Raw genomic sequence first — 23,955 nt, forward strand, 5'->3', positions numbered from 1 at the left:
GCATCGCGCTGAAAAGTTAACAGCTCGGCGCCTCGTTTACAACACCTCCCGCGTCAAAAGCAAAAATGCCGTTCAGTGCTTAACTGAACGGCATTACCGCATCTGCGGGGCTTTTTTTTGTTCCGGCTTATAGTCGTATACAGGAGCCGCTTACTCGCTGCCCGACTGCGGATTATCGAGCGCGCCGAACATCTTCACCTTGGAGCGCGCGCGCACTGCGTCGAGATAAGCCTCAGCCTCGGCTTGCGCATTGACCGACGCGACCTGCTGCTGCGCGCCCGCGAGGCGTTGCGCGTCGGCAGGCGCCGGCGGCACGACCGAGTTCACGCGATAGATTGCGTAACCGTCCGCACCCAGATCGACGCCGACGTACGCCGGCAATTTCTGCGCATCCACCTTGTAAATTGCGCTCAACGCGGCGGGCGGCACGCCCTGCGCATCGTTACGCGAAACCTTCAAGGCGGACGAGAACCCATCCGTCGATTTCGATTTCTGCAACGCGGCCAGCTTCGCTTCGCCTTCCTTACGCGCCAGCTCCGCCGCCTGCTGCGCAACTACCTTTTGGCGCACGGCGTCCTTGACGGCGGCAAGCGCGGGCACGGCCGCCGGCTTATAGTCGGTCACGTGCGCGGCGATCAGCGTGTTGTTGCCGGCGTCGATCGCCTGCGTGTTGTTGTGGTCCTTGACCGAATCGCTCGCGAATACCGCCGCGAGGAATTTCGGATTGTTCAGCGGGCTATCGGCTGGCAGCGCGCTGCTCGGCTGCGGCGTAACCGTCGCCGTCTGGACCTGCAGCTTGTACTTGTCCGCGGCCGGCTGCAGGCTCTTCGCCTGTTCATAGACCGTCGACGTAAAGCCTTCTGAATCATCGCTGAATGCCTTGGTGGCAAGCTGCGTCTTGAGATCCTTCGCGATCGGGTCTTTCACCTCATCGAACGGCTTGGTCACCGACGGCTTCACGTCCGTCACCTTGACGATGTGATAGCCGAAGTCCGACTGGATCAAATCACTGATCTCATCCTTCTTCATCTTGAAGACGGCATCGTCGAACGCTTTGCCGCCAGCAATCATGCCCGGGCCGAAGTAGCCCAGGTCGCCACCCTTCGATGCCGAACCCGGGTCTTGCGAATTCTGCTGCGCGATCTGCGCAAACTGATCCGGATGCGCCTTGACCTGCGCGAGGATGTCCTGCGCCTTCTGCTTCGCCTTGTCCTTGTCGGCGGCGCTCGCGTCCTTGGGCGCGACGATCAAGATGTGGCTTGCACGCACTTCACCCGCGGTGCGGTAGTGCGCGATGTTGTCGTCGTAGTACTTCTTCAGATCGGCATCGCTCGGGTTCGCCGAGGCGGCAAGCGTCGCGGGCGACAGCACCAGGTATTGGATCGTCGCCGTGGCGGGCGTCGCAAAGTCGTCGCGATGCGCGTCGTAGTACGCCTGGATTTGCGCATCCGTCGGCTGCACTTTCGATTCGTATTCCTTCGCCCGGAACGCAAGACCTTGCACCTCGCGCTGCTGCTCTGCGAGCTCCGTCAGATGCTGCGCGAGCGACTTCGGCGTGAACGCGGTTCGCGTGATTGCGGCAGGCAGTTGCTGCATGGCCATGCTGTAGCGAACCTGCTCCTGATACTGATCGGGCGTCATGCCCTGCATCGCAAGGAGTTCTTTGTATTTGTTCAGGTCGATCGAACCGTCCGGATTCTTCAGCGAACCGATCACGGGGTCGGCCATCAACGCGCGGCGCAGCGCATCGTCGGAGACGGTCAGATGCAGACGCTGCGTTTCGTCGGCGAGCACGCGCTGCTGGATCAGGCCATCGAGCATTTCCTTGCGGCGCGCCGGCGTGTCGAACATCTTCGAGTCGAACTGTGCGCCGAGCATCTGACGCGCGCGGTCCATCTGCTGACGCCATGCATTGTCGTATTCGGCGCGCGTGATCTTGTGTCCGTTGACGCTCGCGACATTGGCGCTCTCGTCAAAGAAACCGCGGAAGCCCTGGATACCCACAAAGCCCAAGCCCGGCAGAATGACCAGGATGAGCATGAACATCATCAGACGTTGGTGATTGCGGAAGAAATCGAGCATGCTTGAAGAGGCAGTATTCGGATGCCAAAAACGGAACGCCCGATAGTACAACAGCGGGCAATAAAAAAGGCGAACCGGAGTTCGCCTTTCTAGGATACTGGCGGAGTGGACGGGACTCGAACCCGCGACCCCCGGCGTGACAGGCCGGTATTCTAACCGACTGAACTACCACTCCCTTTTGCCGCATACGCCGCGGCGTGTCACTCAATCTGGAACTGGTGGGTGCTGAGAGGCTCGAACTCCCGACCTACGCCTTGTAAGGGCGCCGCTCTACCAACTGAGCTAAGCACCCGCTCCGAGATTGTTACTGCTTGGATTAATGCTTGCTTGCCGCCTGACTATGGGTGCCGATTCACACCGACTCGCTCATCAAGCAGCGAGCCCATTAGTTTAACGCATCCTTGAGCGCTTTGCCAGGCCTAAATTTCGGAACCTTGGCCGCCTTGATCTTGATTGCCGCGCCGGTGCGCGGGTTACGGCCCGTGCGTGCCGTGCGCTTACCGACGGCGAACGTGCCGAAGCCGACCAACGTGACCGAACCACCCTTTTTCAACGTACCCTTGACGCCGCCGATCACCGCATCCAATGCACGCCCCGCCGCCGCTTTTGAAATATCGGCTTGCTGTGCGATGTGATCGATCAATTCCGTTTTATTCATTAGAAGCCCCCGTGAGTGTAGTTTGGGCAATCATGAAAGCGCCTGAGGCGCCCGGTTATGTACGGCACGGCAGAATTTGCCGGCCACTCATTAGAATGGGCCGAAACCCTTGTGTCAAGCGGGGTTGCGCCCGACCCGAGGCGCTCGTCAAGCGGCTTGCGATGACGAAATCTTGCAAAGCGATCGATGCAAACACAACCAGTCAGCCATTCGCTGTTGACGTCCCTGGTATCGAACCGATTGCACCGTTCGATGGGTGTCCCCAAACGTTTGCGTGTATGCACAAAAAAAAACCCGCGGACGAGGCCGCGGGTTCTTGCTTACCGATGTCTGAGCGCCTTCGCAGCGCTCACCGGATCATCAATGCTTGACGACGTCGGTCGCACCGGCATCCTTCGATTCACCGACAGGCGCAGCCGCCTTCGGCTCTTCTTCAGGCAACGGCGACGGCGCGCGCTCCAACGCCAGCTCCAGTACCTTGTCGATCCAACGCACAGGCACGATTTCGATCGCGTTCTTCACGTTGTCCGGAATCTCCGTCAGATCCTTGACGTTTTCTTCCGGGATCAGCACGAGCTTGATGCCGCCGCGATGCGCTGCCAGCAGCTTTTCCTTCAACCCGCCGATCGGCAGCACTTCACCGCGCAGCGTGATTTCGCCCGTCATCGCGACATCTGCGCGCACGGGGATGCCCGTGAGCACCGACACCAGCGCCGTCGTCATCGCGATACCAGCGGACGGACCGTCCTTCGGTGTCGCGCCCTCCGGCACGTGGATGTGGATGTCCTGCTTCTCGAACGCTTCGTCCTTGATACCGAGACGGCGCGAACGCGAACGCACCACCGAGCGCGCCGCCTCGACGGATTCCTTCATCACGTCGCCCAGCGAACCCGTGCGGATCACGTTGCCCTTGCCCGGCATCACAGCCGCTTCGATCGTCAGCAGATCGCCGCCGACTTCCGTCCACGCGAGGCCCGTAACCTGACCGATCTGGTTTTCCTTCGCGGCCAGGCCGAAGTCGTACTTGCGCACGCCAAGGAACGTGTCGAGGTTGTTGCCGTCGACCGTCACCGCGTTATCCGCCTTCTTCAGCAGAAGCATCTTCACGACCTTGCGGCAGATCTTCGACACTTCACGCTCGAGCGAACGCACGCCCGCCTCACGCGTGTAGTAGCGAATGATGTCGCGGATTGCGGCTTCCGTGACTTCAATCTCGCCAGCCTTCAGGCCGTTGTTCTTCTTCTGCTTCGGCAGCAGATAGCGTTGCGCGATGCTGACCTTCTCGTCTTCCGTATAACCCGACAGACGGATCACTTCCATCCGGTCGAGCAGCGGCGGCGGAATATTCAGCGAGTTCGACGTCGCCACGAACATCACGTCGGACAGGTCGAAGTCGACTTCAACGTAGTGGTCGGCAAACGTATGGTTCTGTTCCGGATCGAGCACTTCGAGCAGCGCCGACGACGGATCGCCGCGGAAATCCATACCCATCTTGTCGACTTCGTCGAGCAGGAAGAGCGGATTGCGCACGCCGACCTTGGTCAGGCTCTGCAGGATCTTGCCCGGCATCGAACCGATGTACGTGCGACGGTGGCCGCGAATCTCGGCTTCGTCACGCACACCGCCCAGCGCCATACGCACGAACTTGCGGTTCGTTGCGCGCGCAATCGACTGGCCCAGCGACGTCTTGCCGACGCCCGGAGGCCCAACGAGGCACAGGATCGGCGCCTTCACCTTATCCACGCGCTGTTGCACCGCGAGATACTCGAGAATGCGTTCCTTGACCTTTTCGAGACCAAAGTGGTCTTCGTCGAGCACGCGCTCGGCATTCGACAAGTCGTTGTTGACCTTGCTCTTCTTGCGCCACGGCAAGCCGATCAGCGTGTCGATGTAATTGCGCACGACGGTGGCTTCCGCCGACATCGGCGACATGAGCTTGAGCTTCTTCAGCTCGGCGTCGGCCTTTTTCTTGGCTTCCTTCGGCATGCGCGCGGCCGTGATGCGCTTCTCGAGTTCTTCGAGATCGGCACCCTCTTCGCCTTCGCCCAGTTCCTTCTGGATCGCCTTGACCTGCTCGTTCAGGTAGTACTCGCGCTGGCTCTTCTCCATCTGACGTTTCACACGCCCACGGATGCGCTTTTCGACCTGAAGGATGTCGATTTCGGCTTCGAGCTGGGCGAGCAGATGTTCGAGGCGCTCGATGACCGGGAACATTTCGAGGATCTGCTGCTTCTGGTCGAGCTTGAGCGGCAGATGCGCGGCGATGGTATCGGCCAGACGGCCAGCTTCGTCGATACCCGACAGCGACGTCAGAATTTCCGGCGGGATCTTCTTGTTCAGCTTCACGTACTGGTCGAACTGCGAGACGATCGCACGGCGCAGCGCTTCCGTTTCAGCGCTGTCGGCGTGATCGGGCTCGAGCGGCATGACTTCGCACGAGAATTGCGTTTCCTGCTCTTCGATCGACAGCGTCTTCGCGCGCTGCAGACCTTCGACCAACACCTTCACGGTGCCGTCGGGCAGCTTCAGCATTTGCAGGATGTTGGCGATACAGCCAACTTCGTACATGTCCTTTTCGGTCGGCTCGTCTTTGGCCGCCGTTTTCTGGGCGACAAGCATGATGTGCTTGCCGCCTTCCATCGCGGCTTCCAACGCCTTGATCGACTTTGGGCGACCCACGAAGAGCGGGATCACCATGTGCGGGAAAACGACTACGTCGCGCAGCGGGAGCAGCGGGAGTGTGACGCGTTCCGGCGGGAGGAGTTGGGTTCCTGACATTTCATTTCCCCATGAGTGGAATCAGTTTGTTCGATAGTTGAGGCCGCCAAAAAAGATTGCAAGCCTCCGCGTGTGGGAAAAAGTTCAGTGACTCCAGAAAAACGGTCCATCCTGACGACACGATAAACGAAAAAAGCCGTTCACGTCGCCATGAACGGCTTTTTTTCAAAAATCGGGAAGCCGATCAATTCGAACCCGCGACCTTCGGCGCGTCTTCGTAGATCAGTAGCGGCTTTCCGTCGCCATCAATGACATTGTCGTCAATAATGACTTTGCTCACGCCCTTCATTGCCGGGAGTTCGTACATGACGTCGAGCAAGGCCTGTTCGAGAATCGAACGCAGGCCGCGCGCGCCCGTCTTCCGACGGATTGCCTTGCGGGCAATCGCCTGCAGCGCCGCCGGACGGATCTCCAGTTCGACGCGTTCCATGTTGAACAGCTTGTGATATTGCTTGACGAGCGCGTTCTTGGGCTCGACGAGAATTTTCATCAGCGCAGCTTCATCCAACTTGCCGAGCGTCGCTACGACCGGAAGACGTCCGATCAGTTCTGGAATCAGGCCGAATTTGATGAGATCTTCCGGCTCGACTTCGCGCAGCACCTCGCCCGCGTCGCGGTCCTGCTTGCTTTTGACGCTCGCGCCAAAACCGATCCCTGTTTTCTCCGTACGGTCGACGATGACCTTTTCCAGGCCGTCGAACGCGCCGCCGCAGATGAACAGAATGTTGGTCGTATCGACCTGGATGAAATCCTGGTTTGGATGCTTACGGCCACCTTGCGGCGGCACCGACGCCATCGTGCCTTCGACCAGCTTCAGCAGTGCTTGCTGCACGCCCTCGCCCGACACGTCGCGTGTGATCGACGGATTGTCAGATTTGCGGCTGATCTTGTCGATTTCATCGATATAGACGATGCCGCGCTGCGCCTTGTCAACCTCATAGTTGCAGTTCTGCAGCAGCTTCTGGATGATATTTTCGACGTCCTCGCCGACGTAGCCGGCTTCCGTCAGCGTGGTCGCGTCGGCGATCACGAACGGGACGTTCAGAAGGCGCGCCAACGTCTGCGCGAGCAGCGTCTTGCCGGAACCCGTCGGGCCGATCAGCAGGATGTTGCTCTTCGACAACTCGACGTCGTCCTTCTTGTCGAGATGCTTAAGACGCTTGTAGTGGTTGTACACCGCGACGGCGAGAATTTTCTTCGCGCGTTCTTGCCCGATCACGTATTGATCGAGTATTTCACGGATTTCCTGCGGACTCGGCAGATCGGACTTCGACAGGCCTGTTTCCAGACCCGCGCCTGCTGCCTCGTCGCGAATGATTTCGTTGCACAGGTCGATACATTCATCACAGATGAACACCGACGGGCCAGCAATCAGTTTTTTGACCTCATGCTGGCTTTTGCCGCAAAACGAGCAATACAACAGCTTCTCGCTGTTCGAACCTTTTTTGTCCGCCATAGATGTGTGAGCCTCCGGACACTCGAATGACATGATACGCCGTTTGCCCACCCGGTTCAGTACGGGGCAGGACGGATGCGCAAAGCTGTGACGGCGTTTGCCGCAGGCGTTCAGACGGGTCTTATTATTTCACAAGGTTTTGCGCCGGCGCTCTTCCCCCAATTTGAGGAAAAAGCGCGCCGGATCAGCCGTGTTTCAGCGATTGCTTACGGGCGCTTGTGGAGCACCTGGTCAACCAGGCCGTATGCCTGCGCGTCGTCGCCCGACATGAAATTGTCGCGGTCCGTATCGCGCTGGATGCGCTCGACGGGTTGACCGGTGTGGTGCGACAGCAGATGGTTCAGACGGTCTTTCAGGTACAGGATTTCACGTGCCTGAATCTCGATGTCCGATGCCTGGCCGCGCGCGCCACCCAACGGCTGGTGAATCATCACGCGCGCATTGGGCAGCGCGAACCGCTTGCCCTTCGCGCCCGCTGCCAGCAGAAACGCGCCCATGCTGGCCGCGAGCCCCATGCACAGCGTCGATACGTCGGGCTTGATGAACTGCATCGTGTCGTAGATCGCCATACCCGCTGACACCGACCCGCCCGGGCTGTTGATGTAAAAGCTAATGTCCTTGTCCGGATTCTCGCTTTCGAGGAACAGCAACTGGGCAATCACGAGATTCGCCGTCTGATCGTTCACTTCGCCGACCAGGAACACCACGCGCTCCTTCAGCAGGCGCGAATAGATGTCATAGGAACGTTCGCCGCGGCCGCTCGTTTCGACAACGATCGGCACAAGGCCGAGCGCTTGCGCTTCGAGATCCCGATCCCGGGACGACTGCGAGGTCAACGTGTCCAGCGTTTGAGCGCGAAAGGTCATGCAATGGTCCTTGTCAGGAAATGTTCTGATAATCGGTTCTGGACAAGTTGGTACGCCCACGCGCTTCTTCAAGTGCCGAAGCGGCCGACACGCATTCTTTTAGCATGAATCGACCGCCGATACAGTTGCTCAGCACGCAAAAACGGCGTACGGGCCGTCGCTTGGACAGCCGGCACGCCGTTGCAGCGATGCTTACGCCTGCGCCGTAGCGCTTGCCAGCTCTTCGAAGCTCACTTCCTTGTCCGTCACCTTCGCCTTGCTCAGGACGAAATCGACGACGTTGGATTCAACGACATACGCTTCCATCTCGGCAAGGCGCTGCTGGTTCGAATAATACCAGCGGACGACTTCCTTCGGGTCTTCGTAGCTCTTCGCGAACTCGTCGACTTCGGCACGGATCTGCTCCGGCTTTGCCTGCAGGTCATTGGCCTTCACGAGTTCGGCCAGCACGAGGCCCAGCTTGACACGGCGTTCAGCCTGGTCGGCGAACATTTCGGCGGGAATGGGTGCGTCCTTTGCGTTCGGCACGCCACGCTGCGCCAGATCCTGACGCGCCATTTCGACGAGGCGCTCCTGATCCTGCTCGATCAGCGCCTTCGGCACGTCGAGTTCGGAAATCTTCAGCAGCGCGTCCATCACCTGGTTCTTCACGACAGCCTGCGTGCGGCGCTTCGCTTCGCGTTCGAGGTTGTCCCTGATTTCATTGCGCATCTTCGTCAGATCGCCATCTTCGATACCGAGCGACTTTGCGAACTCGGCGTCGATTTCCGGCAGATGCGGCCACTCGATCTTCTTCATCGTGATCGTGAACTGCGCCGTCTTGCCCGCGACTTCCTTGCCGTGATAGTCCTCGGGGAAGTTCAGGTCGAATTCCTTCGATTCGCCGACCTTCAGGCCGAGCGCTGCCTTTTCGAATTCGGGCAGCATGCGGCCTTCACCCAGGACAAACGCGAAGTCGTCCGCGCTGCCGCCCTGGAATGCTTCGCCTTCGATCTTGCCGACGAAGTCGACCGTCACCCGGTCGCCGTCCTTCGCTGCCGTGTCGGCACCGCCATCGCCGTGCTCGCCGGCTTCGCCGCGTGCGTGAAAGTGCACGCGCTGCTTGCGCAGGATGTCGAGCGTGCGGTCGATTTCAGCGTCGCTGATGGTGGTCTTCGTGCGCTCGATCTCAGCCGTCGCGACGTCGCCCAGCTTCACTTCCGGGTAGACCTCGAACGTTGCATCGAACGCGTAGTCGCCTTCCGCTACGTCCGTCTTCGGGCTGAAGCTCGGCTGGCCAGCGACGCGCAGATTTTCCGCGCGGCTGATGTCGAAGAATTCCTTGCCAACCTTGTCGCTCAGCACTTCGGCTTCCACTTGACCCGAGTACTGCTGCGTCACCATCTTGAGCGGCACCTTGCCCGGGCGGAAACCCGGCATGCGCACGTTCTTCGCGAGTTGACGGATACGCGCGTCCACTTCCTTCTGCACGGCATCCTTCGGCAGGGAAATCGTCACGCGGCGTTCGAGCTTGCCGAGGTTTTCAACAACGTTAGCCATGGCTTCAATCGTCCTAAAATTATTCGAGCGAATCAGTTATCTTGTCTGTGCCGCCTGTCGATGTCCGCTTTGCGTTCTGCGACGGACTTCGCGTCATGCATGCTCTGTTTGCATGCGCTGTGACGCAGGTCGCCGCTCGCTTCGCTCACTCACGTGTGACATCGATCGCGTGCCTCTCGCCGCAGGCTGTGAGGCCGCCGGCAGCACAGTTTGGGTCAGAGAGCCAAATATTTTAGCAAACTATTTGCGCGCCCAGCCGGGATTCGCTGTTTGGCACGCAGTCTGGCGATTTCCTGCCCGCGCGGCAGCATCGTTTCGCCTTCGCTTCGAGGCGTGAAAACCGGGCCGGGCGCGGCCCGCAACCGGGCTCGACTGTGAATCAAAGTCAATTCTGCCTATACCTTCCGTTATATTCAGTCGCGCGCCGCATGCTGATAAGCTTGCTCACATCCTGATACGCTGCTTTGACGCGCCTAGGCGTTGCTGTCGTTTCACCGCATCGCCGTCATCCGTCGACGCCTTCCATTCCAAATCAACAGAGACACCATGCCGAACACGTCGCCTGCGCCCATCGTCGTCATCGCCCCTGATTCATTCAAAGGCTCGCTGTCCGCCGAGCAGGTCGCGCAGTCCATTGCGACGGGCATCCTGCGCGCGCGGCCCGACGCGACCATTCGCGTGTGCGCAATGGCCGACGGCGGCGAGGGCACGCTCGACGCCATGCTCACCCGCGGCGGCGAGCGGCGTGTCGTCACGGTGCGCGGCGCAGCAGGTCCGTCGCGCGAAGCGGCGACAGGACTGCTCGCAGACGGCAGCGCAATTCTCGAAACCGCGGAGATCGTCGGCATCACGGACCCGGTCGGCATGGGCGTGCCCGTCGAAAAGCGCAGCACGCGCGGCATGGGCGAAGCGATCCGCTCGCTGCTCGACGCGGGTGTGCGGCGTTTCTTCGTCGCGCTGGGCGGCAGCAGCACGAATGACGGCGGCGCGGGTCTTCTCGCCGGCCTCGGCCTCAAGCTGCTCGACGCCCAAGGACGAGAACTCGACGCGACGCCCGAGCAGCTCGCACACCTGGCGCGCGTCGATGCCTCGGGCCTCGATGCGCGTCTGCGCGAAACGACGTTTGTCGGCATGTCGGACGTGGACAACCCGCTGACGGGCGATCACGGCGCAACAGCTATTTTTGGTCCGCAGAAAGGCGTGACGCCGGAACAGATCGCGACCATCGATGCCGCCCTCGCCCGCTTCGCCGACCTCGTCGAGCCGGCGCTGAATCGCGCTGCACGCAACGAGCGAGGCGCGGGCGCGGCAGGCGGCCTCGGCTTCGCGCTGCACATGCTCGGCGCCGAGTTCGAGCCAGGCGCCGAAGTGATTGCGCGCGAAATCGGACTCGACGCCGCGCTCGAAGACGCGAACTGGCTGATCACGGGCGAAGGCCGCTCCGACGTGCAAACGCTGCATGGCAAGGCGCCCTTCATCGCTTGCCAGCATGCGCGTGCGGCAGGCGTTCCTGCCACGCTGCTTTCCGGTGCCGTGGACCCGTCCGCGCTGCCGAAGCTCGCGGAGCATTTCAGTGGATGCTTCTCTCCAGCGCCGGGTCCCATCACGCTCGAAGTCGCGATTCGCGACGCCGCCACGTTGCTCGCGAACGAAGCCGAGCAGATGACACGACTCAGGTACGGCCCGCGTTGACCGCGCGAGCGGATGCAGCAACAATCACAACGCGGACCTGCATCCACTCACAACAGGAAGACCATGAAGGCCTCCGACAAAGCCGGACTCGAACAGTTTCTGACGTATCGTCTGCACGTGCTGAACAAACTTTCCGAGCGGGGCATCAGCGAACGGTATATGGCCAAGCTGGACGTGACGCTGCCTGAAGCGCGCGTGATTGCATCGGTCGGATCGTTCGGGCCGTTCTCGATCATGGACCTCGCGCGCCATGCGAACCTGGACAAAAGTCAGGCGAGCCGCGCCGCGGAAGCGTTGATCAGACAAGGCCTCGTGCAACGCGAAGCAAGCGCCGAAGATGGCCGCGTGGTGCTCGTATCGTTGACCACGGAAGGCCGCGCGCTCTATCGCAAGATCATGCCCATCGCGCGCAGGTGGAACACCGATCTGTTCGATTGTCTCGACGATCGCGAGAGATCGGCGCTCAGCCAGGCGCTCGATAAAGTGATCGAAAACGCGATCGCGCGCAACGCAGAATAGGCAGACCTGACGGGGCCGGGTCGATCGATCAACGGCGCCTGACGCGCGCCGCGCGTACCGTCGTTGCCTAATTCCTTAAGCGCTCATTCACAAGTTGCCTCGCGCGTCAGCGAGTCATCCACGTGAGCGGCGATACGAAGGCGCCGCGACTCGCGATTTTCTGCTTCCAAATCTCGTTGCACGCACAACCAGATGGACGATCGCGGCGCATCCCGTTTTACAGCGCAATCGACGGTATTAGACGCCCCCGCACAAGCAAATCGTAATGCTGGCTTGCTACGATCGCCGCTCGCTTTCTCTCTGACTTCAAGGATCAAATATGAAGAAGGTTGTTCTGGCACTGATCGCCGTTGCCGCTGGTTTCGTGAGCATGTCGTCGGCATTCGCGAACGAGCATCATCACCCCGAGTGCCACAAAGTGCGCGTGCATCACCACTGGGAAAAGCGCTGCCACTAAGCAGCGGTCAATCTCCGGCGTGATGGAGCGAGCCCCGCCTTCGTGCGGGGTTTTTTGTGCGTGTCAGTTTTCGCGCGGCCGCAACCTGGATGCGCGATCACACAATGGCATTGGATCGTGGTTCAAAACAAAAACCCCGCGCGTCAATGACGGGCGGGGTTTGCGTGCAGCCATACAAAGAGGTGGTGCGAGGAAGGGGACTCGAACCCCTACACCCTTGCGGGCGTCAGGACCTAAACCTGGTGCGTCTACCAATTTCGCCATCCTCGCAGCCGGGCAGCGTCAAGCGTGCTAAATCTGCACGCAGCGCCCGATGTCTCGCCGGCAGCCGGACGCCGCGTTTTCATCGTCATGTCATTCGCGTGGGCAAACCTGAACCGCCTGGATCAGCCTCGCCAAACCTGCGAACGCCCACATAGAAATGCACGTCCGAAAGCGTAAGCGCGAGATTCTAACCGATTGATCTGCGCTTGTCTGCATCTGTCGAATGCAGTCGATGCTACAATTTTCGGTCCCTCGCGCGCACCCTTGCGCGGCCGCTTCCCACAAGTCCATTCCCGTGAATTTCGACGAATACTGCCTGCAAAAAGCGGCGCCTCCCGGTTCGAGCTCGTACTATGCACTTCGCCAGGCGCCCGTCGCGCGGCAGCCGCTGCTCACCGCGCTGTTCGCCCTGCGGCGCGAGTTCGAAGACACGGTGAAGGAAACCACCGATCCGACCGTCGGCCGCACGAAGCTCGCGTGGTGGCAAAAGGAAGCGGCGGCGCTCGCCGCCGGCGAGCCGACGCACCCCGTGTCGCGGGCGCTCGCCGCGCATCTGCCCGACGTGCAGGCGGAATATCCCGCGCTGCAGGCCATGCTCGCAGGGTTCGAAATGGACCTGGACCAGGCGCGCTACCTCGACTACCCGAATCTGCGTCGCTATATGGCAGGCGTGGGCGGCACTTTCGCGTCGGTCGTCGCGCGCGCGACGCGCGCGATCCGTCGCAGGCGGCATCGTGGGCGGCGCCGCTCGGCGAGGCGCTGATGCTTGCGCAAATCGTCGTCGAACTGGGCAACGACGCGCGCCACGGCCGCATTTATATCCCCATCGACGAATTGCAGCGCTACAACGTGACGGCCGCGGACCTGATCAACCGCAAATACACGGACGCGTTCACCGAACTGATGCGCTTTCAGACCTCGCGCGCCCGCGATGCAATCCGCCGTGCGCTCGATGCGCTGCCCGTCGGCGAGCGTCACTCGCAGAGAACGTTGCGCGCTGCTCGCGCTGCTCGCGCTGCTCGACGAGATCGAGCGCGACGGCTATCACGTGCTGCATCAACGCATTGCGCTCACACCCATCCGCAAGCTGTGGGTCGCGTGGCGCGCGGCGCGCAGGCACTGAGGCGCTCAGGTACGCAGCAGCGGGAGCGGCTCCACGTCGTCCTGCAAGACGCGCCTCACATCGAGTTTCCAGAACGCGCCGAGCACGGTGGCGTAGAGCCGTCTGAAATCGATGTCGACGGGCAGCCTGCCGTGGGCGTCGATCCGCGCGAGATCGGGCGCGCGCCCGTATAGTCCGCCCCGTACGAGTCCGCCCGCCACGAAGTGTGCGGCGCCCCCGCCATGTTCCGTTCCTCGCTTGCCGTTCTCGCGCGCCGAGCGGCCGAATTCCGAGTACGTGACGATGAGCGTATCGCGCCATCGGTCGCGTCGCTCGAGTTCGGCTCGCAGGATTGCGCAGCCGTCGGCGAGTTGAGCGAGCAAGGCGGCGTGGCGCGCGGGCTGATTGCCGTGCGTGTCAAAACCGTCGAGCGTCAGGCGGATTGCTCCATGGTCGTGACGCAGCGAACTATCGACAGCCGTGCGCAGCGCCCTATCGATCGACGCACGAAACGTCGGTGCCTCGATCCGTGACAAGCCGGCGGCATCAGACTCAACGCGCGATACGGGATCGTCGTCGGCGTATCCTGCGACGGCGACGTCGGGATCATCGACTTGCATCCGCGAATCGGCGGTCGCGCGCTCGGGCGTCGAGCGCACGAACGGTCCGGCTTCCACGCAGCCGAACGACGCCGTCGCAACGTTTCGCCCTGTTCGCGTGCATTGATCGAGCGCACGGGTCAGCCAGCCGTCGCGTCGATACACATCGGCACGCGAAGCGGTATCCCAGATCTGTCTCGACCGGAAATGCGACGAATCGTCCCGCATGGAACCCACGCCCTGCACGATGGCCAGTTGTCCATCCCGCCACAACGGCAGCAAAGCGTTCAGCGAAGGATGCAGCGCCGTGCACGCGTCGAGCGCAAGCACGCGATTGCGCGGAATCGCGATCTGCTCGCGCAACGCATAGTAAGTGGAATCGGCATAGGGGATGACGGTGTTCAGCCCGTCGTTGCCGCCTTTCAGCTCGATCAGGAAGAGGAGCTTGCCGGAATCGTCGGCCGTTGCGCCCGCATCCAGTTTCGACGCGAGGCCGCCATTCGCATGCTCGGCACCGAACGCGCGCGGCATCGCTAGCGAAGCGCCCGCTGCCGCTGCCATTGAGAGAAACTCGCGTCGCTTCATCTGCGCCTCACTGGATCAATACACGTTCGCCGGCGAGGACGGCCGGCGAACTGCTCTCACCCGGCGTCAGCGTTTGTACAGTTCGCGTACGGCGTCTTCGATATGCTGCCGCAACAGACGGCGCTCTTCGGGCGTCATGTGTCCGTCGCGACGACGCTGGTCCAGATCGGGCGGCACGGCAGTGGTGCGCATGATCGCGTCGGATGCGGGGCGATCCGCGTTGGGATTGTGAGGCTGGCGGCCCGAGCGCGTATGCGGACGCTGGGGCGGGCGCGTGTCGGCGTTGTTGCGTTCCGTCGAGGGGTCGGCATGGGCGGAGATCGGGCTCAGCGCGCTCGCAAACACGATCGCCACTGCTACGGCGATCACGCTCAGGCGCATGTTCGGCCAGACCCCTCCCTTCATCTTGTTCCCTTCGTGGCGCGACAACCGGCAACCTCAGATACGTGTAATGACTCCGGTATGGAACCGGGCGCAAGAGCTTTATTCGAGTGAAGTATCTACCGAACTGGCGCAAACAGTAAAGGAGTGTAAGCGCCAAGGCTTTACGCCGTGCCACAGGCCGGGTAAATTTTGTAACGGACTGTTACGTGATAATTACCCCAAACGCGCACCTCTTTCTAATCGCGCTAAGATGCCGACCATGGAAACCAAAAACCCTTCGAAAATCCTCGTCGTCGATGACGACCCGCGTCTGCGCGATCTGCTGCGCCGTTACCTCGGCGAGCAGGGCTTCAACGTTTATGTCGCTGAAAATGCGCCCTCGATGAACAAGCTGTGGGTGCGCGAGCGTTTCGATCTGCTAGTACTCGACCTGATGCTGCCGGGCGAAGACGGTCTGTCCATCTGCCGCCGTCTGCGCGGCAGCAACGATCGCACGCCGATCATCATGCTGACGGCCAAGGGTGAGGATGTCGACCGTATCGTCGGTCTCGAGATGGGTGCCGACGACTATCTGCCCAAGCCGTTCAATCCGCGTGAACTCGTCGCGCGCATTCATGCCGTGCTGCGACGCCAGTCGCCGTCAGAACTGCCGGGTGCGCCGTCGGAGACATCGGAAGTGTTCGAGTTTGGCGAGTTCGCGCTGAATCTCGCCACCCGCACGTTGACGAAGGCCGGTCAGGAAATTCCGTTGACGACGGGCGAATTCTCCGTGCTCAAGGTGTTCGCGCGTCATCCGCGTCAGCCTCTGTCGCGCGAAAAGCTGATGGAACTTGCGCGCGGCCGTGAATACGAAGTGTTCGACCGTAGTCTCGACGTGCAGATTTCGCGTTTGCGCAAGCTGATCGAGCCGGACCCGGGCAGCCCGCGTTTCATCCAGACCGTCTGGGGTCTCGGGTACGTATTCATTCCCGACGGCGCCGCCTGAGTTTGCCGTTCAGGTTCTCCCTCTTCTTCGATAAGTAGGTCGCATGCGGATCGACCGGCGCCTCCTGACGCTCGCGTTCGGCGGCCTGTTCTGGCGAACCTTCCTGCTGATCGCGCTGCTGATCGCGGTCAGCCTCGCCGCATGGTTCCAGAGTTTTCGCGTGATCGAGCGCGAGCCGCGCGCGCAGCGTGTCGCGTTGCAGCTTGTCGCGATCGTCAAGCTCACGCGCACCGCCCTCCTCTATTCCGATCCCGATCTGCGGCGCGCGCTGCTGCAGGATCTGGAAAGCAATGAGGGCGTGCGCGTGTATCCGCGCGAAACGACCGACAAGTACAAGCTACAGCCCGACGAATCGCTGAACCGGCTGATCGAACACGACATCCGCGGCCGCCTCGGCGACGAAACGATCATCGCGCAGTCCGTCAACGATATTCCCGGCGTGTGGATCAGCTTCAAGATCGATGACGACGACTATTGGGTCGCTCTCGATCGCGATCAACTCGATAGTGTGACGGGCCTGCAATGGGCAGGCTGGGGCATCTTTGCGCTCGCGCTGTCGCTATTCGGCGCGGCGTTCATCACGAGTCTGGTGAACCGGCCGTTCGCGCGCCTCGCAATGGCCGCGCGCAAGGTCGGTTCGGGCCAGGCGCCCGAGAAGCTGCCGGAGCGCGGCATGGGCGTTGCCGCCGAAACGAACCGAAGCTTCAACCAGATGGTGCAGGATCTCGAACAACTCGAAGCGGATCGCGCGCTGATGCTCGCGGGCATTTCGCACGACCTGCGCACGCCGCTTGCCCGCCTGCGTCTTGAAACGGAAATGAGCCCTTCGGATCAGGCCACCAAAGACGCGATGATCGACGACATCGAACAGATGGACATGATCATCGGACGCTTCCTGGACTACGCGCGTCCCGTGCAGAGAAATCCGGAACCTGTCGATCTTTCCGTGATCGCAGGAGAACTGGCTGCGCGTATGTCGAGCGAAGATGGTATGCGCCTGGTCACGCGGCTTGCTCCATCAGCAGTGATCGAAGCAGACGAGACGGATATTCGGCGAGTCGTCGGCAATCTGATTGAGAACGCGCGCAAATACGGACTTTCCGAAGCTGACGGTATTCCGCATGTCATTCTCGAGACGCGGGTGTCCCATTCGCGGGTTGAGCTTTCGGTAGTCGACGAGGGGCCGGGCATTCCGGAAGATCAGCTCGCACTCGTCACCCGTCCGTTCTATCGGGTGAATTCGGCGCGCACGCAGGCCAACGGCACGGGGCTCGGCATGGCGATCGTGCAGCGGCTCGTCGGACGCTATCGCGGCGCCCTGCGGCTGCGCAATCGCACGCCGCTGCCGGGGCTGGAAGTCACGATCGAATTTCCGCTCGCCAAAAGCATCTGACATGGCGAAAGGCGGCAGCGTGCCAGGTAATCATTTCCATATGCCGCTTTTTTGAGCATTGTCTTCCTCGTTTTTACGCATAAACGGTCGTTCTAAAACTGTACTGTGGGGGTCTTCGAGAAAATCTATCCGCGTCATTAGATAAAAACTATTGCTTCGATTGATTAATAGAGTTATAGTTTTGTTTGTGTAACGCGTTCGTTACGGCCAGCAGGTAGTTTGAGCGGGTTGTTTTTCGAATCTCATTTGCCAATTCTCAAGGAGTCAGCGCATGAAAACTGTCGGCGATAAGCTCGAAGCCTTTACCGTCACCGCTGCGAAGCCGGGTTTCAACAACCATGAAGAAAACGGCGTGTCTGCGTTCGAAGAGATCACGGAATCGTCGTTCCCGGGCAAGTGGAAGATCATCTACTTCTACCCGAAGGACTTCACGTTCGTTTGCCCGACGGAAATCGTCGAATTCGCCAAGCTGGCCAAAGACTTCGAAGAGCGCGATGCCGTTCTGCTCGGCGGCAGCGTGGACAACGAATTCGTCAAGCTCGCATGGCGCCGTGAACACAAAGACCTGAACAAGCTGAACCACTACGCGTTCGGCGACGTCAAGGGCGAACTGATCGACCAGCTCGGCGTGCGCGACAAGGAAGCGGGCGTTGCGCTGCGCGCGACGTTCATCGTCGATCCGGACAACACGATCCAGCACGTTTCGGTGAACAACCTGAACGTCGGCCGTAACCCCGAAGAAGTCCTGCGCATTCTGGACGGCCTGCAAACGGACGAACTGTGCCCGTGCAACCGCGCAGTCGGCGGCGCGACGCTGTAAGACGTGCAGTCGAAAGCCCGCTAAGCTTGAAAAGGCCAGCGGGCTTTTTTAACGGCTAATTGATAGGAGATATCAATGGAATTCATTTCGGCGATTAAAGAACTCATTCCTGACTACGCGAAAGACATTCGCCTGAACCTGGACGGCACGATTGCCCGCTCGTCGCTGGAAGGCAACGATGCCGTCGGCGTGGCGCTGGCCGCCGCGTTCGCCGCGAAGAGCCCGAAGATCATCGCCGCCATCCGCGACGCGGGTGTCCTGTCGCCGGAAGAAGTGAACGGCGCGCTGACGGCCGCCGCGCTGATGGGTATGAACAACGTCTGGTATCCGTACGTCGAGATGACGGACAGTGCCGATCTGAAATCGCAGCCCGCCGGCTTGCGGATGAACGCTTATGCGTCGCACGGCGGCGTCGACAAACGTCGTTTCGAAATGTACGCGCTCGCCGCGTCGATCATCGGCAAGTGCCATTTCTGCGTGAAGTCGCACTTCGACACGCTGGTCGCCGAAGGCATGAGCTCGACGCAACTGCGCGACGTCGGCCGGATCGCGTCGGTGGTGAACGCCGCGGCGCAAGTGATCGTGGCTGAGGGCAAGTAAGCCGCGCGCCGCGCGCTCCGTACCAACAGCAAAACGCCACGCGTTTAGCGTGGCGTTTTGCCTGACAACGCGGCTCATTGACCGCGCTTGTTTAACCGTCAAACGATGCGCATTCACGCAGGCCGATGCGCGCGACGGACGCAACGATGACCCGCGCCGCACGCAGGCACGCTCACGCGCGCAGCAACAGCACGGCCGCTTGCGCCTCGATGCCCTCGCCTCGCCCGAGATAGCCGAGTTTCTCGTTGGTCTTGGCTTTCACGTTGACGCGATCGATGGGCAGATTCAGGTCTTCCGCGATATGCGCGCGCATGCCGTCGATATGGGGCGCGAGCTTCGGCGCCTGCGCGATCACCGTGCTGTCGACGTTCTGGATCTTGAAGCCGGCTTTTGCGATGCGTGCCGCGCACTCGCGCAGCAGCACGCGGCTATTCGCGCCTTTGAACTCCGTCGCGGTGTCGGGGAAATGCCGGCCGATGTCGCCGAGGGCCGCGGCGCCGAACAGCGCGTCGGTGATCGCGTGCAGCAGCACGTCGGCATCCGAATGGCCGAGCAGCCCGCGCTCGTACGGAATCGTCACGCCGCCGATGATCAGCGGCCGTCCCGGCACCAGTGCGTGAACGTCATAGCCTTGTCCGATTCTCAAATCCATATGCGTGTGGTTCCGTTGTTTCGTGAAAAGCGTGATCCGTGTCGCAGCCTCCGCGCAGGAACGAGCGTTCCGTCAGCCCGTCGCACCGCGCGCGAGAATCGCCTCGGCCAGATCGAAATCTTCAGGGTACGTGACCTTGAAATTGCGCAAGCTGCCCTGCACCAGTTTGGGCGCGTGCCCGGACCATTCAATGGCGCTCGCTTCGTCGGTGAGATCGTGGCCATCGCCCTGCGCGCGCAGGATCGCCTCGCGCAGCATGCCGATGCGGAACATCTGAGGCGTCTGCGCCTGCCACAGGCCATCGCGCGGCTCGGTGTGATCGATGCGGTTGTCGGTGCCCGGCGTCACGCGCTTGAGCGTATCGGCGACGGGCAGCGCCATGATGCCGCCCACGGCGTCGTCCTTCAGCGCGCCGACCAGCGCGCGGATCAGCACAGGCGTAATGCCCGGACGCGCGGCGTCGTGTACGAGCACCCAGTCGCTGTCGTGCGCGCCGAACCCGGCGAGGGCGTGCAGGCCGTTCAACACGGACGCCTGCCGCGACGGCCCGCCGCAGCGCTGTACCGCGAAGCGCAAGCCGGCGAAGCGGCGCGCGTCGAAGTGCTGGTCGTCGGGTGCGATCACGACGAGCGTTTGCGCGAATTCGCTGCAGGCGTCGAACGCGGCGAGCGAGTAATGCAGCATGTCGCGGCCGCCGACGGTTCGATACTGCTTGGGCATCGGCGCGCCCGAGCGGCTGCCCGTGCCGGCGCAGGGAATCAGTGCAAAGAGACGGGAAGTCACGGATCAGGCGCGTTGCAGGTCAAAGTGAAGGACGGATTTTATAATAGGTCTGCAGCACGCACCTCGCGGCACGCGTAAGATTGCCGCTCGCATTGCGCCAGCGACGCGCCGTCAAGGCGCCCGCTGGCGGTTTTCATTGGCTGGGCGCGTTGCTTGCCGGTGATCGTTCACCGGCATTGCCCGGGCCCAGTTGCTGTTTCACAGCCGTCCGACCGTTTATTGGCGTCATCCACGAGCCGTTTCCCGTTTATGCCCGACATCGCCGCATCCACGCAGTCTTCCGCTCCCATGCCCGTCGCGCTGGTCAAGGCCGGCCAGCGTTTCGTGTTCGACGGCACGCACGGCTCGTCCGACGCGCTGCTGATCGCGCGCTATCACCTCGCGTACAGGCAGCACGTGCCGCTGCTGGCTGTCGTCTGCGCGAGCGCCGTCGATGCGCAGCGGCTCTCGCAGGAACTCGCGTTCTTTGCGCCGGATGCGCGCATCCGCGTGTTGCCCGACTGGGAAACGCTGCCGTACGACTCGTTCTCACCGCACCAGGACCTCGTCTCCGAGCGCCTCGCCACCTTGCACGACCTCGGCGAAGGCCGCTGCGATATCCTGCTCGTGCCCGCGACAACCGCGCTGTACCGGATGCCGCCCGCGTCCTTCATGGCCGCGTACACGTTTTCGTTCTCGCAAGGCGAGCGTCTCGACGAAGCGAAGCTGAAGGCGCAGTTGACGCTCGCCGGCTACGAGCACGTGAGCCAGGTGGTGCGTCCCGGCGAATACTGCGTGCGCGGCTCGCTGATCGACCTGTTCCCGATGGGCTCGCCGCTGCCTTACCGGATCGACCTGTTCGACGATCAAGTGGATTCGATCCGCGCGTTCGATCCCGATTCGCAGCGCAGCCTGTATCCCGTGAAAGACGTACGCCTGCTGCCGGGCCGCGAGTTTCCATTCGACGAAGCGGCGCGCACCGCTTTCCGCAGCCGTTGGCGCGAGGTGTTCGAGGGCGACCCGAGCCGCGCGTCGATTTATAAAGACATCGGCAACGGCGTGCCGTCGGCGGGTATCGAATATTATTTGCCGCTGTTCTTCGAAGAGACGGCCACACTGTTTCACTACTTGCCGCAAGGCGCGCAGCTCGCGTTCGTGGGCGATCTGGAGGCGGCCATCCGGCGCTTCACGGCTGACACGAAGCAGCGCTACAGCTTTCTGTCGCACGACCGGGACCGGCCTATCCTCGAACCCCAGCGCCTCTTTCTGTCCGACGAAGACTTCTTCGTGCTCGCCAAGCCGTTCGCGCGTCTTGCGCTGCCCGGCAACGCGGGCGGCGGCTGGGCCGTGCCGCTGCCGAACCTCGCGATCGACCGCCACGCGGATGATCCCGTTTCCGCGCTGCGCGCCTATCTGGACACGACGCCGAACCGCGTGCTGTTCGCCGCGGAATCGGCGGGGCGCCGCGAAACCATCGCGCAACTGCTGGCGGAAAACGAACTGCGCCCCGCTTCCGCCGACAGCTTCAACGACTGGCTGATCACCGACGCCCGCTTCGCGCTCGGCGTCGCGCCGCTCGCAAACGGTTTTACGATTCCAGGCGAAAGCGTCGCGATCATCACCGAAACGGAGCTGTACGGCCCGCTCGCGCGCCGCGCGGGACGGCGTCGCCAGGAGCAGGCGAGCAACGTCGATTCGATGGTGCGCGACCTCTCGGAGTTGAAGGTCGGCGACCCCGTCGTGCATTCGCAGCACGGCATCGGCCGTTACATGGGCCTCGTGACGATGGATCTCGGCGAAGGCGAAACCGAGTTCCTGCACCTCGAATACCAGGGCGACAGCAAGCTCTACGTGCCTGTTTCGCAATTGCACGTGATCTCGCGCTACAGCGGCGCGGACCCCGAAAGCGCGCCGTTGCACGCGCTCGGCTCGGGCCAGTGGGAAAAGGCCAAACGCAAGGCCGCGCAGCAGATCCGCGACACGGCAGCCGAACTGCTGAACCTGTACGCGCGCCGAGCCGCGCGCGAAGGCCATGCGTTCAAGCTCGATCCGCGCGATTACGTGAAGTTCGCCGAGAGTTTCGGCTTCGAGGAAACGCCCGACCAGGCCGCGGCAATCGCCGCCGTGATCGGCGATATGACGAGCGGCAAGCCAATGGACCGCCTCGTGTGCGGCGACGTCGGCTTTGGCAAGACGGAAGTGGCGTTGCGCGCGGCGTTCATCGCAGTGATGGGCGGCAAGCAGGTCGCGCTGCTGTCGCCGACCACGCTGCTCGCCGAACAGCACACGCAGACTTTCACCGACCGTTTCTCCGACTGGCCCGTGCGCATCGCTGAACTGTCGCGCTTCAAGACGGGCAAGGAAGTGAGTTCGGCCATCCAGCAGATCAACGAAGGCAGCGTCGATATCGTGATCGGCACGCACAAGCTGCTGTCGTCCGACGTGCAGTTCAAGCGCCTCGGGCTCGTGATCATCGACGAGGAGCACCGTTTCGGCGTGCGCCAGAAGGAAGCGCTGAAAGCGCTGCGCGCCGAAGTCGACGTACTGACGCTCACCGCGACGCCAATTCCGCGCACGCTCGGCATGGCGCTCGAAGGCTTGCGCGATTTCTCGGTGATCGCCACCGCGCCGCAAAAGCGCCTCGCGATCAAGACCTTCGTGCGCCGCGAGGAAGACGGCGTGATCCGCGAAGCGATGCTGCGCGAACTGAAACGCGGCGGCCAGGTGTATTTCCTGCACAACGAAGTCGAGACCATCGAGAACCGCCGCCAGATGCTCGAAGCGCTGGTGCCCGAAGCGCGCATTGCCGTCGCGCACGGCCAGATGCACGAGCGCGAACTCGAACGCGTGATGCGCGATTTTGTCGCGCAGCGCGCCAACGTGCTGCTGTGCACGACCATCATCGAAACAGGCATCGACGTGCCGAGCGCCAACACGATCCTGATCCATCGCTCGGACAAGTTCGGGCTTGCGCAGTTGCACCAGTTGCGCGGGCGCGTCGGGCGTTCGCATCACCAGGCGTATTCGTATCTGCTCGTGCATGATCCGCAAGGTCTGACGAAACAGGCGCAGCGGCGGCTCGAAGCGATCCAGCAGATGGAAGAACTCGGCGCGGGGTTTTATCTCGCGATGCACGACCTCGAAATTCGCGGCACGGGCGAAGTGCTCGGCGACAAGCAGTCGGGCGAGATTCACGAGATCGGCTTCCAGCTTTACACCGACATGCTCAACGACGCCGTCAAGGCGCTGAAAAACGGCAAGGAGCCGGATCTGACGGCGCCGCTGGCCGCAACGACCGAGATCAACCTGCATACGCCCGCCATCTTGCCCGCCGACTATTGCGGCGACGTCCAGGAGCGTCTGTCGCTGTACAAGCGGCTCGCTAACTGCGAGCACAACGATTCGATCGACGCAATCCAGGAAGAACTGATCGACCGCTTCGGCAAGATGCCGCCGCAGGCGCACGCGCTGGTCGAAACGCATCGTTTGCGTCTTGCTGCCAAGCCGCTCGGCATTTCGAAGATCGACGCGGGCGAAGCGGTGATCGGGCTGCAGTTCGTTCCGAATCCGCCCATCGACGCGATGCGGATCATCGAAATGGTACAGAAGCACAAGCACATCAGGCTCGCGGGCCAGGACAAACTGCGCATCGAAACCCGCAGCCCGGACTTCGCGGTGCGCGTGGCGACCGTGAAGGAAACGCTGCGCGCGCTCGGCACGCCGGCCAAGGGCGCAGCGGGTCAGCGCGTCGCGTCGTAAAGC

General features: G+C 61.9%; 18 protein-coding genes, 3 tRNA genes and 1 pseudogene. 9 read left to right on the forward strand and 13 right to left on the reverse strand.

The features are described 5' to 3' along the window. Positions 1 to 150 precede the first annotated feature (150 nt). The 8 genes from H3V53_RS33515 to tig form a co-directional block, all read right to left on the reverse strand. The gene (locus tag H3V53_RS33515) at positions 151 to 2,082 is read right to left on the reverse strand and encodes a SurA N-terminal domain-containing protein (RefSeq protein WP_336601505.1); all 1,932 of its coding nucleotides are present in this window, start codon (positions 2,080 to 2,082) and stop codon (positions 151 to 153) included. 98 nt (positions 2,083 to 2,180) lie between these two features. Further along, positions 2,181 to 2,257, reverse strand: a tRNA-Asp gene (locus tag H3V53_RS33520). Between the two features lie 41 nt (positions 2,258 to 2,298). Next, a tRNA-Val gene (locus H3V53_RS33525) sits at positions 2,299 to 2,374 on the reverse strand. A gap of 93 nt (positions 2,375 to 2,467) precedes the next feature. Next, entirely contained in the window at positions 2,468 to 2,740 is a 273-nt protein-coding gene (locus H3V53_RS33530) for an HU family DNA-binding protein (protein ID WP_007585907.1), read from the reverse strand. 360 nt (positions 2,741 to 3,100) lie between these two features. Continuing rightward, positions 3,101 to 5,518: an endopeptidase La gene (lon, locus tag H3V53_RS33535; RefSeq protein ID WP_054926669.1), complete on the reverse strand. Its 2,418-nt coding sequence runs from the start codon at positions 5,516 to 5,518 to the stop codon at positions 3,101 to 3,103. 184 nt (positions 5,519 to 5,702) lie between these two features. Continuing rightward, entirely contained in the window at positions 5,703 to 6,974 is a 1,272-nt protein-coding gene (gene clpX / locus H3V53_RS33540) for an ATP-dependent Clp protease ATP-binding subunit ClpX (RefSeq protein ID WP_054926668.1), read from the reverse strand. 206 nt (positions 6,975 to 7,180) lie between these two features. Further along, the gene (gene clpP, locus H3V53_RS33545) at positions 7,181 to 7,840 is read right to left on the reverse strand and encodes an ATP-dependent Clp endopeptidase proteolytic subunit ClpP (protein ID WP_336601506.1); all 660 of its coding nucleotides are present in this window, start codon (positions 7,838 to 7,840) and stop codon (positions 7,181 to 7,183) included. Between the two features lie 192 nt (positions 7,841 to 8,032). Next, the gene (tig, locus tag H3V53_RS33550; RefSeq protein WP_336601507.1) at positions 8,033 to 9,379 is read right to left on the reverse strand and encodes a trigger factor; all 1,347 of its coding nucleotides are present in this window, start codon (positions 9,377 to 9,379) and stop codon (positions 8,033 to 8,035) included. 546 nt (positions 9,380 to 9,925) lie between these two features. On the opposite strand from tig, the gene H3V53_RS33555 reads away from it, so the two are divergent. The 3 genes from H3V53_RS33555 to H3V53_RS33565 all read left to right on the forward strand — a co-directional run bounded on the left by H3V53_RS33555 (position 9,926) and on the right by H3V53_RS33565 (position 12,047). Then, the gene (locus H3V53_RS33555; protein ID WP_336601508.1) at positions 9,926 to 11,071 is read left to right on the forward strand and encodes a glycerate kinase; all 1,146 of its coding nucleotides are present in this window, start codon (positions 9,926 to 9,928) and stop codon (positions 11,069 to 11,071) included. Between the two features lie 63 nt (positions 11,072 to 11,134). Then, positions 11,135 to 11,590, forward strand: coding sequence for a MarR family transcriptional regulator (locus tag H3V53_RS33560; RefSeq protein WP_054926755.1), 456 nt, complete (start codon positions 11,135 to 11,137; stop codon positions 11,588 to 11,590). Between the two features lie 319 nt (positions 11,591 to 11,909). Next, complete coding sequence (locus H3V53_RS33565) at positions 11,910 to 12,047, forward strand: hypothetical protein (protein WP_336601509.1); 138 nt, start codon at positions 11,910 to 11,912, stop codon at positions 12,045 to 12,047. A gap of 183 nt (positions 12,048 to 12,230) precedes the next feature. On the opposite strand, the gene H3V53_RS33570 is transcribed toward H3V53_RS33565, so the two are convergent. Next, positions 12,231 to 12,317, reverse strand: a tRNA-Leu gene (locus H3V53_RS33570). Positions 12,318 to 12,606: 289 nt separating this feature from the next. On the opposite strand from H3V53_RS33570, the pseudogene H3V53_RS33575 reads away from it, so the two are divergent. Beyond that, positions 12,607 to 13,434: pseudogene (locus H3V53_RS33575) on the forward strand (squalene/phytoene synthase family protein). Between the two features lie 5 nt (positions 13,435 to 13,439). On the opposite strand, the gene H3V53_RS33580 reads toward H3V53_RS33575, so the two are convergent. Together H3V53_RS33580 and H3V53_RS33585 are read right to left on the reverse strand one after the other, a co-directional pair. After that, positions 13,440 to 14,597, reverse strand: a complete 1,158-nt coding sequence (locus tag H3V53_RS33580) for a DUF1501 domain-containing protein (protein ID WP_336601510.1) — start codon at positions 14,595 to 14,597, stop codon at positions 13,440 to 13,442. 66 nt (positions 14,598 to 14,663) lie between these two features. After that, positions 14,664 to 15,002: a hypothetical protein gene (locus H3V53_RS33585; RefSeq protein WP_054927271.1), complete on the reverse strand. Its 339-nt coding sequence runs from the start codon at positions 15,000 to 15,002 to the stop codon at positions 14,664 to 14,666. Positions 15,003 to 15,231: 229 nt separating this feature from the next. On the opposite strand from H3V53_RS33585, the gene ompR reads away from it, so the two are divergent. The 4 genes from ompR (at position 15,232) to H3V53_RS33605 (ending at position 18,779) form a co-directional block, all read left to right on the forward strand. After that, a complete protein-coding gene (ompR, locus tag H3V53_RS33590) occupies positions 15,232 to 15,966 on the forward strand; it encodes an osmolarity response regulator transcription factor OmpR (protein WP_007585880.1) in 735 nt (244 codons plus the stop codon). Between the two features lie 43 nt (positions 15,967 to 16,009). Then, positions 16,010 to 17,359: an ATP-binding protein gene (locus H3V53_RS33595; RefSeq protein WP_336601511.1), complete on the forward strand. Its 1,350-nt coding sequence runs from the start codon at positions 16,010 to 16,012 to the stop codon at positions 17,357 to 17,359. Positions 17,360 to 17,630: 271 nt separating this feature from the next. After that, positions 17,631 to 18,179: a redoxin domain-containing protein gene (locus H3V53_RS33600; RefSeq protein WP_054926753.1), complete on the forward strand. Its 549-nt coding sequence runs from the start codon at positions 17,631 to 17,633 to the stop codon at positions 18,177 to 18,179. Positions 18,180 to 18,254: 75 nt separating this feature from the next. Continuing rightward, a complete protein-coding gene (locus tag H3V53_RS33605) occupies positions 18,255 to 18,779 on the forward strand; it encodes a carboxymuconolactone decarboxylase family protein (RefSeq protein ID WP_054926752.1) in 525 nt (174 codons plus the stop codon). A gap of 172 nt (positions 18,780 to 18,951) precedes the next feature. On the opposite strand, the gene ispF is transcribed toward H3V53_RS33605, so the two are convergent. Together ispF and ispD are read right to left on the reverse strand one after the other, a co-directional pair. Next, positions 18,952 to 19,431, reverse strand: coding sequence for a 2-C-methyl-D-erythritol 2,4-cyclodiphosphate synthase (gene ispF / locus H3V53_RS33610; protein ID WP_336601512.1), 480 nt, complete (start codon positions 19,429 to 19,431; stop codon positions 18,952 to 18,954). A 72-nt stretch (positions 19,432 to 19,503) separates the two neighbouring features. Beyond that, entirely contained in the window at positions 19,504 to 20,214 is a 711-nt protein-coding gene (gene ispD / locus H3V53_RS33615) for a 2-C-methyl-D-erythritol 4-phosphate cytidylyltransferase (protein WP_336601513.1), read from the reverse strand. Between the two features lie 249 nt (positions 20,215 to 20,463). Between ispD and mfd the strand changes: the two genes are divergently transcribed. Further along, positions 20,464 to 23,952 (forward strand): transcription-repair coupling factor, encoded by a 3,489-nt coding sequence (gene mfd / locus H3V53_RS33620; protein ID WP_336601514.1) that lies wholly within the window; start codon positions 20,464 to 20,466, stop codon positions 23,950 to 23,952. Positions 23,953 to 23,955: the final 3 nt, after the last annotated feature.

The sequence above is a fragment of the Paraburkholderia bengalensis genome, from assembly GCF_037126505.1.
In the GTDB taxonomy this organism is placed as follows: domain Bacteria; phylum Pseudomonadota; class Gammaproteobacteria; order Burkholderiales; family Burkholderiaceae; genus Paraburkholderia; species Paraburkholderia bengalensis.

Coding starts and splice junctions, on each gene's coding strand:
- H3V53_RS33580 (WP_336601510.1), bottom strand. CDS start 14,597: ATGAAGCGACGCGAGTTTCTCTCAATGGCAGCGGCAGCGGGCGCTTCG.
- H3V53_RS33600 (WP_054926753.1), top strand. CDS start 17,631: ATGAAAACTGTCGGCGATAAGCTCGAAGCCTTTACCGTCACCGCTGCG.
- H3V53_RS33530 (WP_007585907.1), bottom strand. CDS start 2,740: ATGAATAAAACGGAATTGATCGATCACATCGCACAGCAAGCCGATATT.
- clpP (WP_336601506.1), bottom strand. CDS start 7,840: ATGACCTTTCGCGCTCAAACGCTGGACACGTTGACCTCGCAGTCGTCC.
- H3V53_RS33585 (WP_054927271.1), bottom strand. CDS start 15,002: ATGAAGGGAGGGGTCTGGCCGAACATGCGCCTGAGCGTGATCGCCGTA.
- ispF (WP_336601512.1), bottom strand. CDS start 19,431: ATGGATTTGAGAATCGGACAAGGCTATGACGTTCACGCACTGGTGCCG.
- H3V53_RS33560 (WP_054926755.1), top strand. CDS start 11,135: ATGAAGGCCTCCGACAAAGCCGGACTCGAACAGTTTCTGACGTATCGT.
- H3V53_RS33605 (WP_054926752.1), top strand. CDS start 18,255: ATGGAATTCATTTCGGCGATTAAAGAACTCATTCCTGACTACGCGAAA.
- H3V53_RS33595 (WP_336601511.1), top strand. CDS start 16,010: ATGCGGATCGACCGGCGCCTCCTGACGCTCGCGTTCGGCGGCCTGTTC.
- H3V53_RS33555 (WP_336601508.1), top strand. CDS start 9,926: ATGCCGAACACGTCGCCTGCGCCCATCGTCGTCATCGCCCCTGATTCA.
- clpX (WP_054926668.1), bottom strand. CDS start 6,974: ATGGCGGACAAAAAAGGTTCGAACAGCGAGAAGCTGTTGTATTGCTCG.
- tig (WP_336601507.1), bottom strand. CDS start 9,379: ATGGCTAACGTTGTTGAAAACCTCGGCAAGCTCGAACGCCGCGTGACG.
- ompR (WP_007585880.1), top strand. CDS start 15,232: ATGCCGACCATGGAAACCAAAAACCCTTCGAAAATCCTCGTCGTCGAT.
- mfd (WP_336601514.1), top strand. CDS start 20,464: ATGCCCGACATCGCCGCATCCACGCAGTCTTCCGCTCCCATGCCCGTC.
- lon (WP_054926669.1), bottom strand. CDS start 5,518: ATGTCAGGAACCCAACTCCTCCCGCCGGAACGCGTCACACTCCCGCTG.
- H3V53_RS33515 (WP_336601505.1), bottom strand. CDS start 2,082: ATGCTCGATTTCTTCCGCAATCACCAACGTCTGATGATGTTCATGCTC.
- H3V53_RS33565 (WP_336601509.1), top strand. CDS start 11,910: ATGAAGAAGGTTGTTCTGGCACTGATCGCCGTTGCCGCTGGTTTCGTG.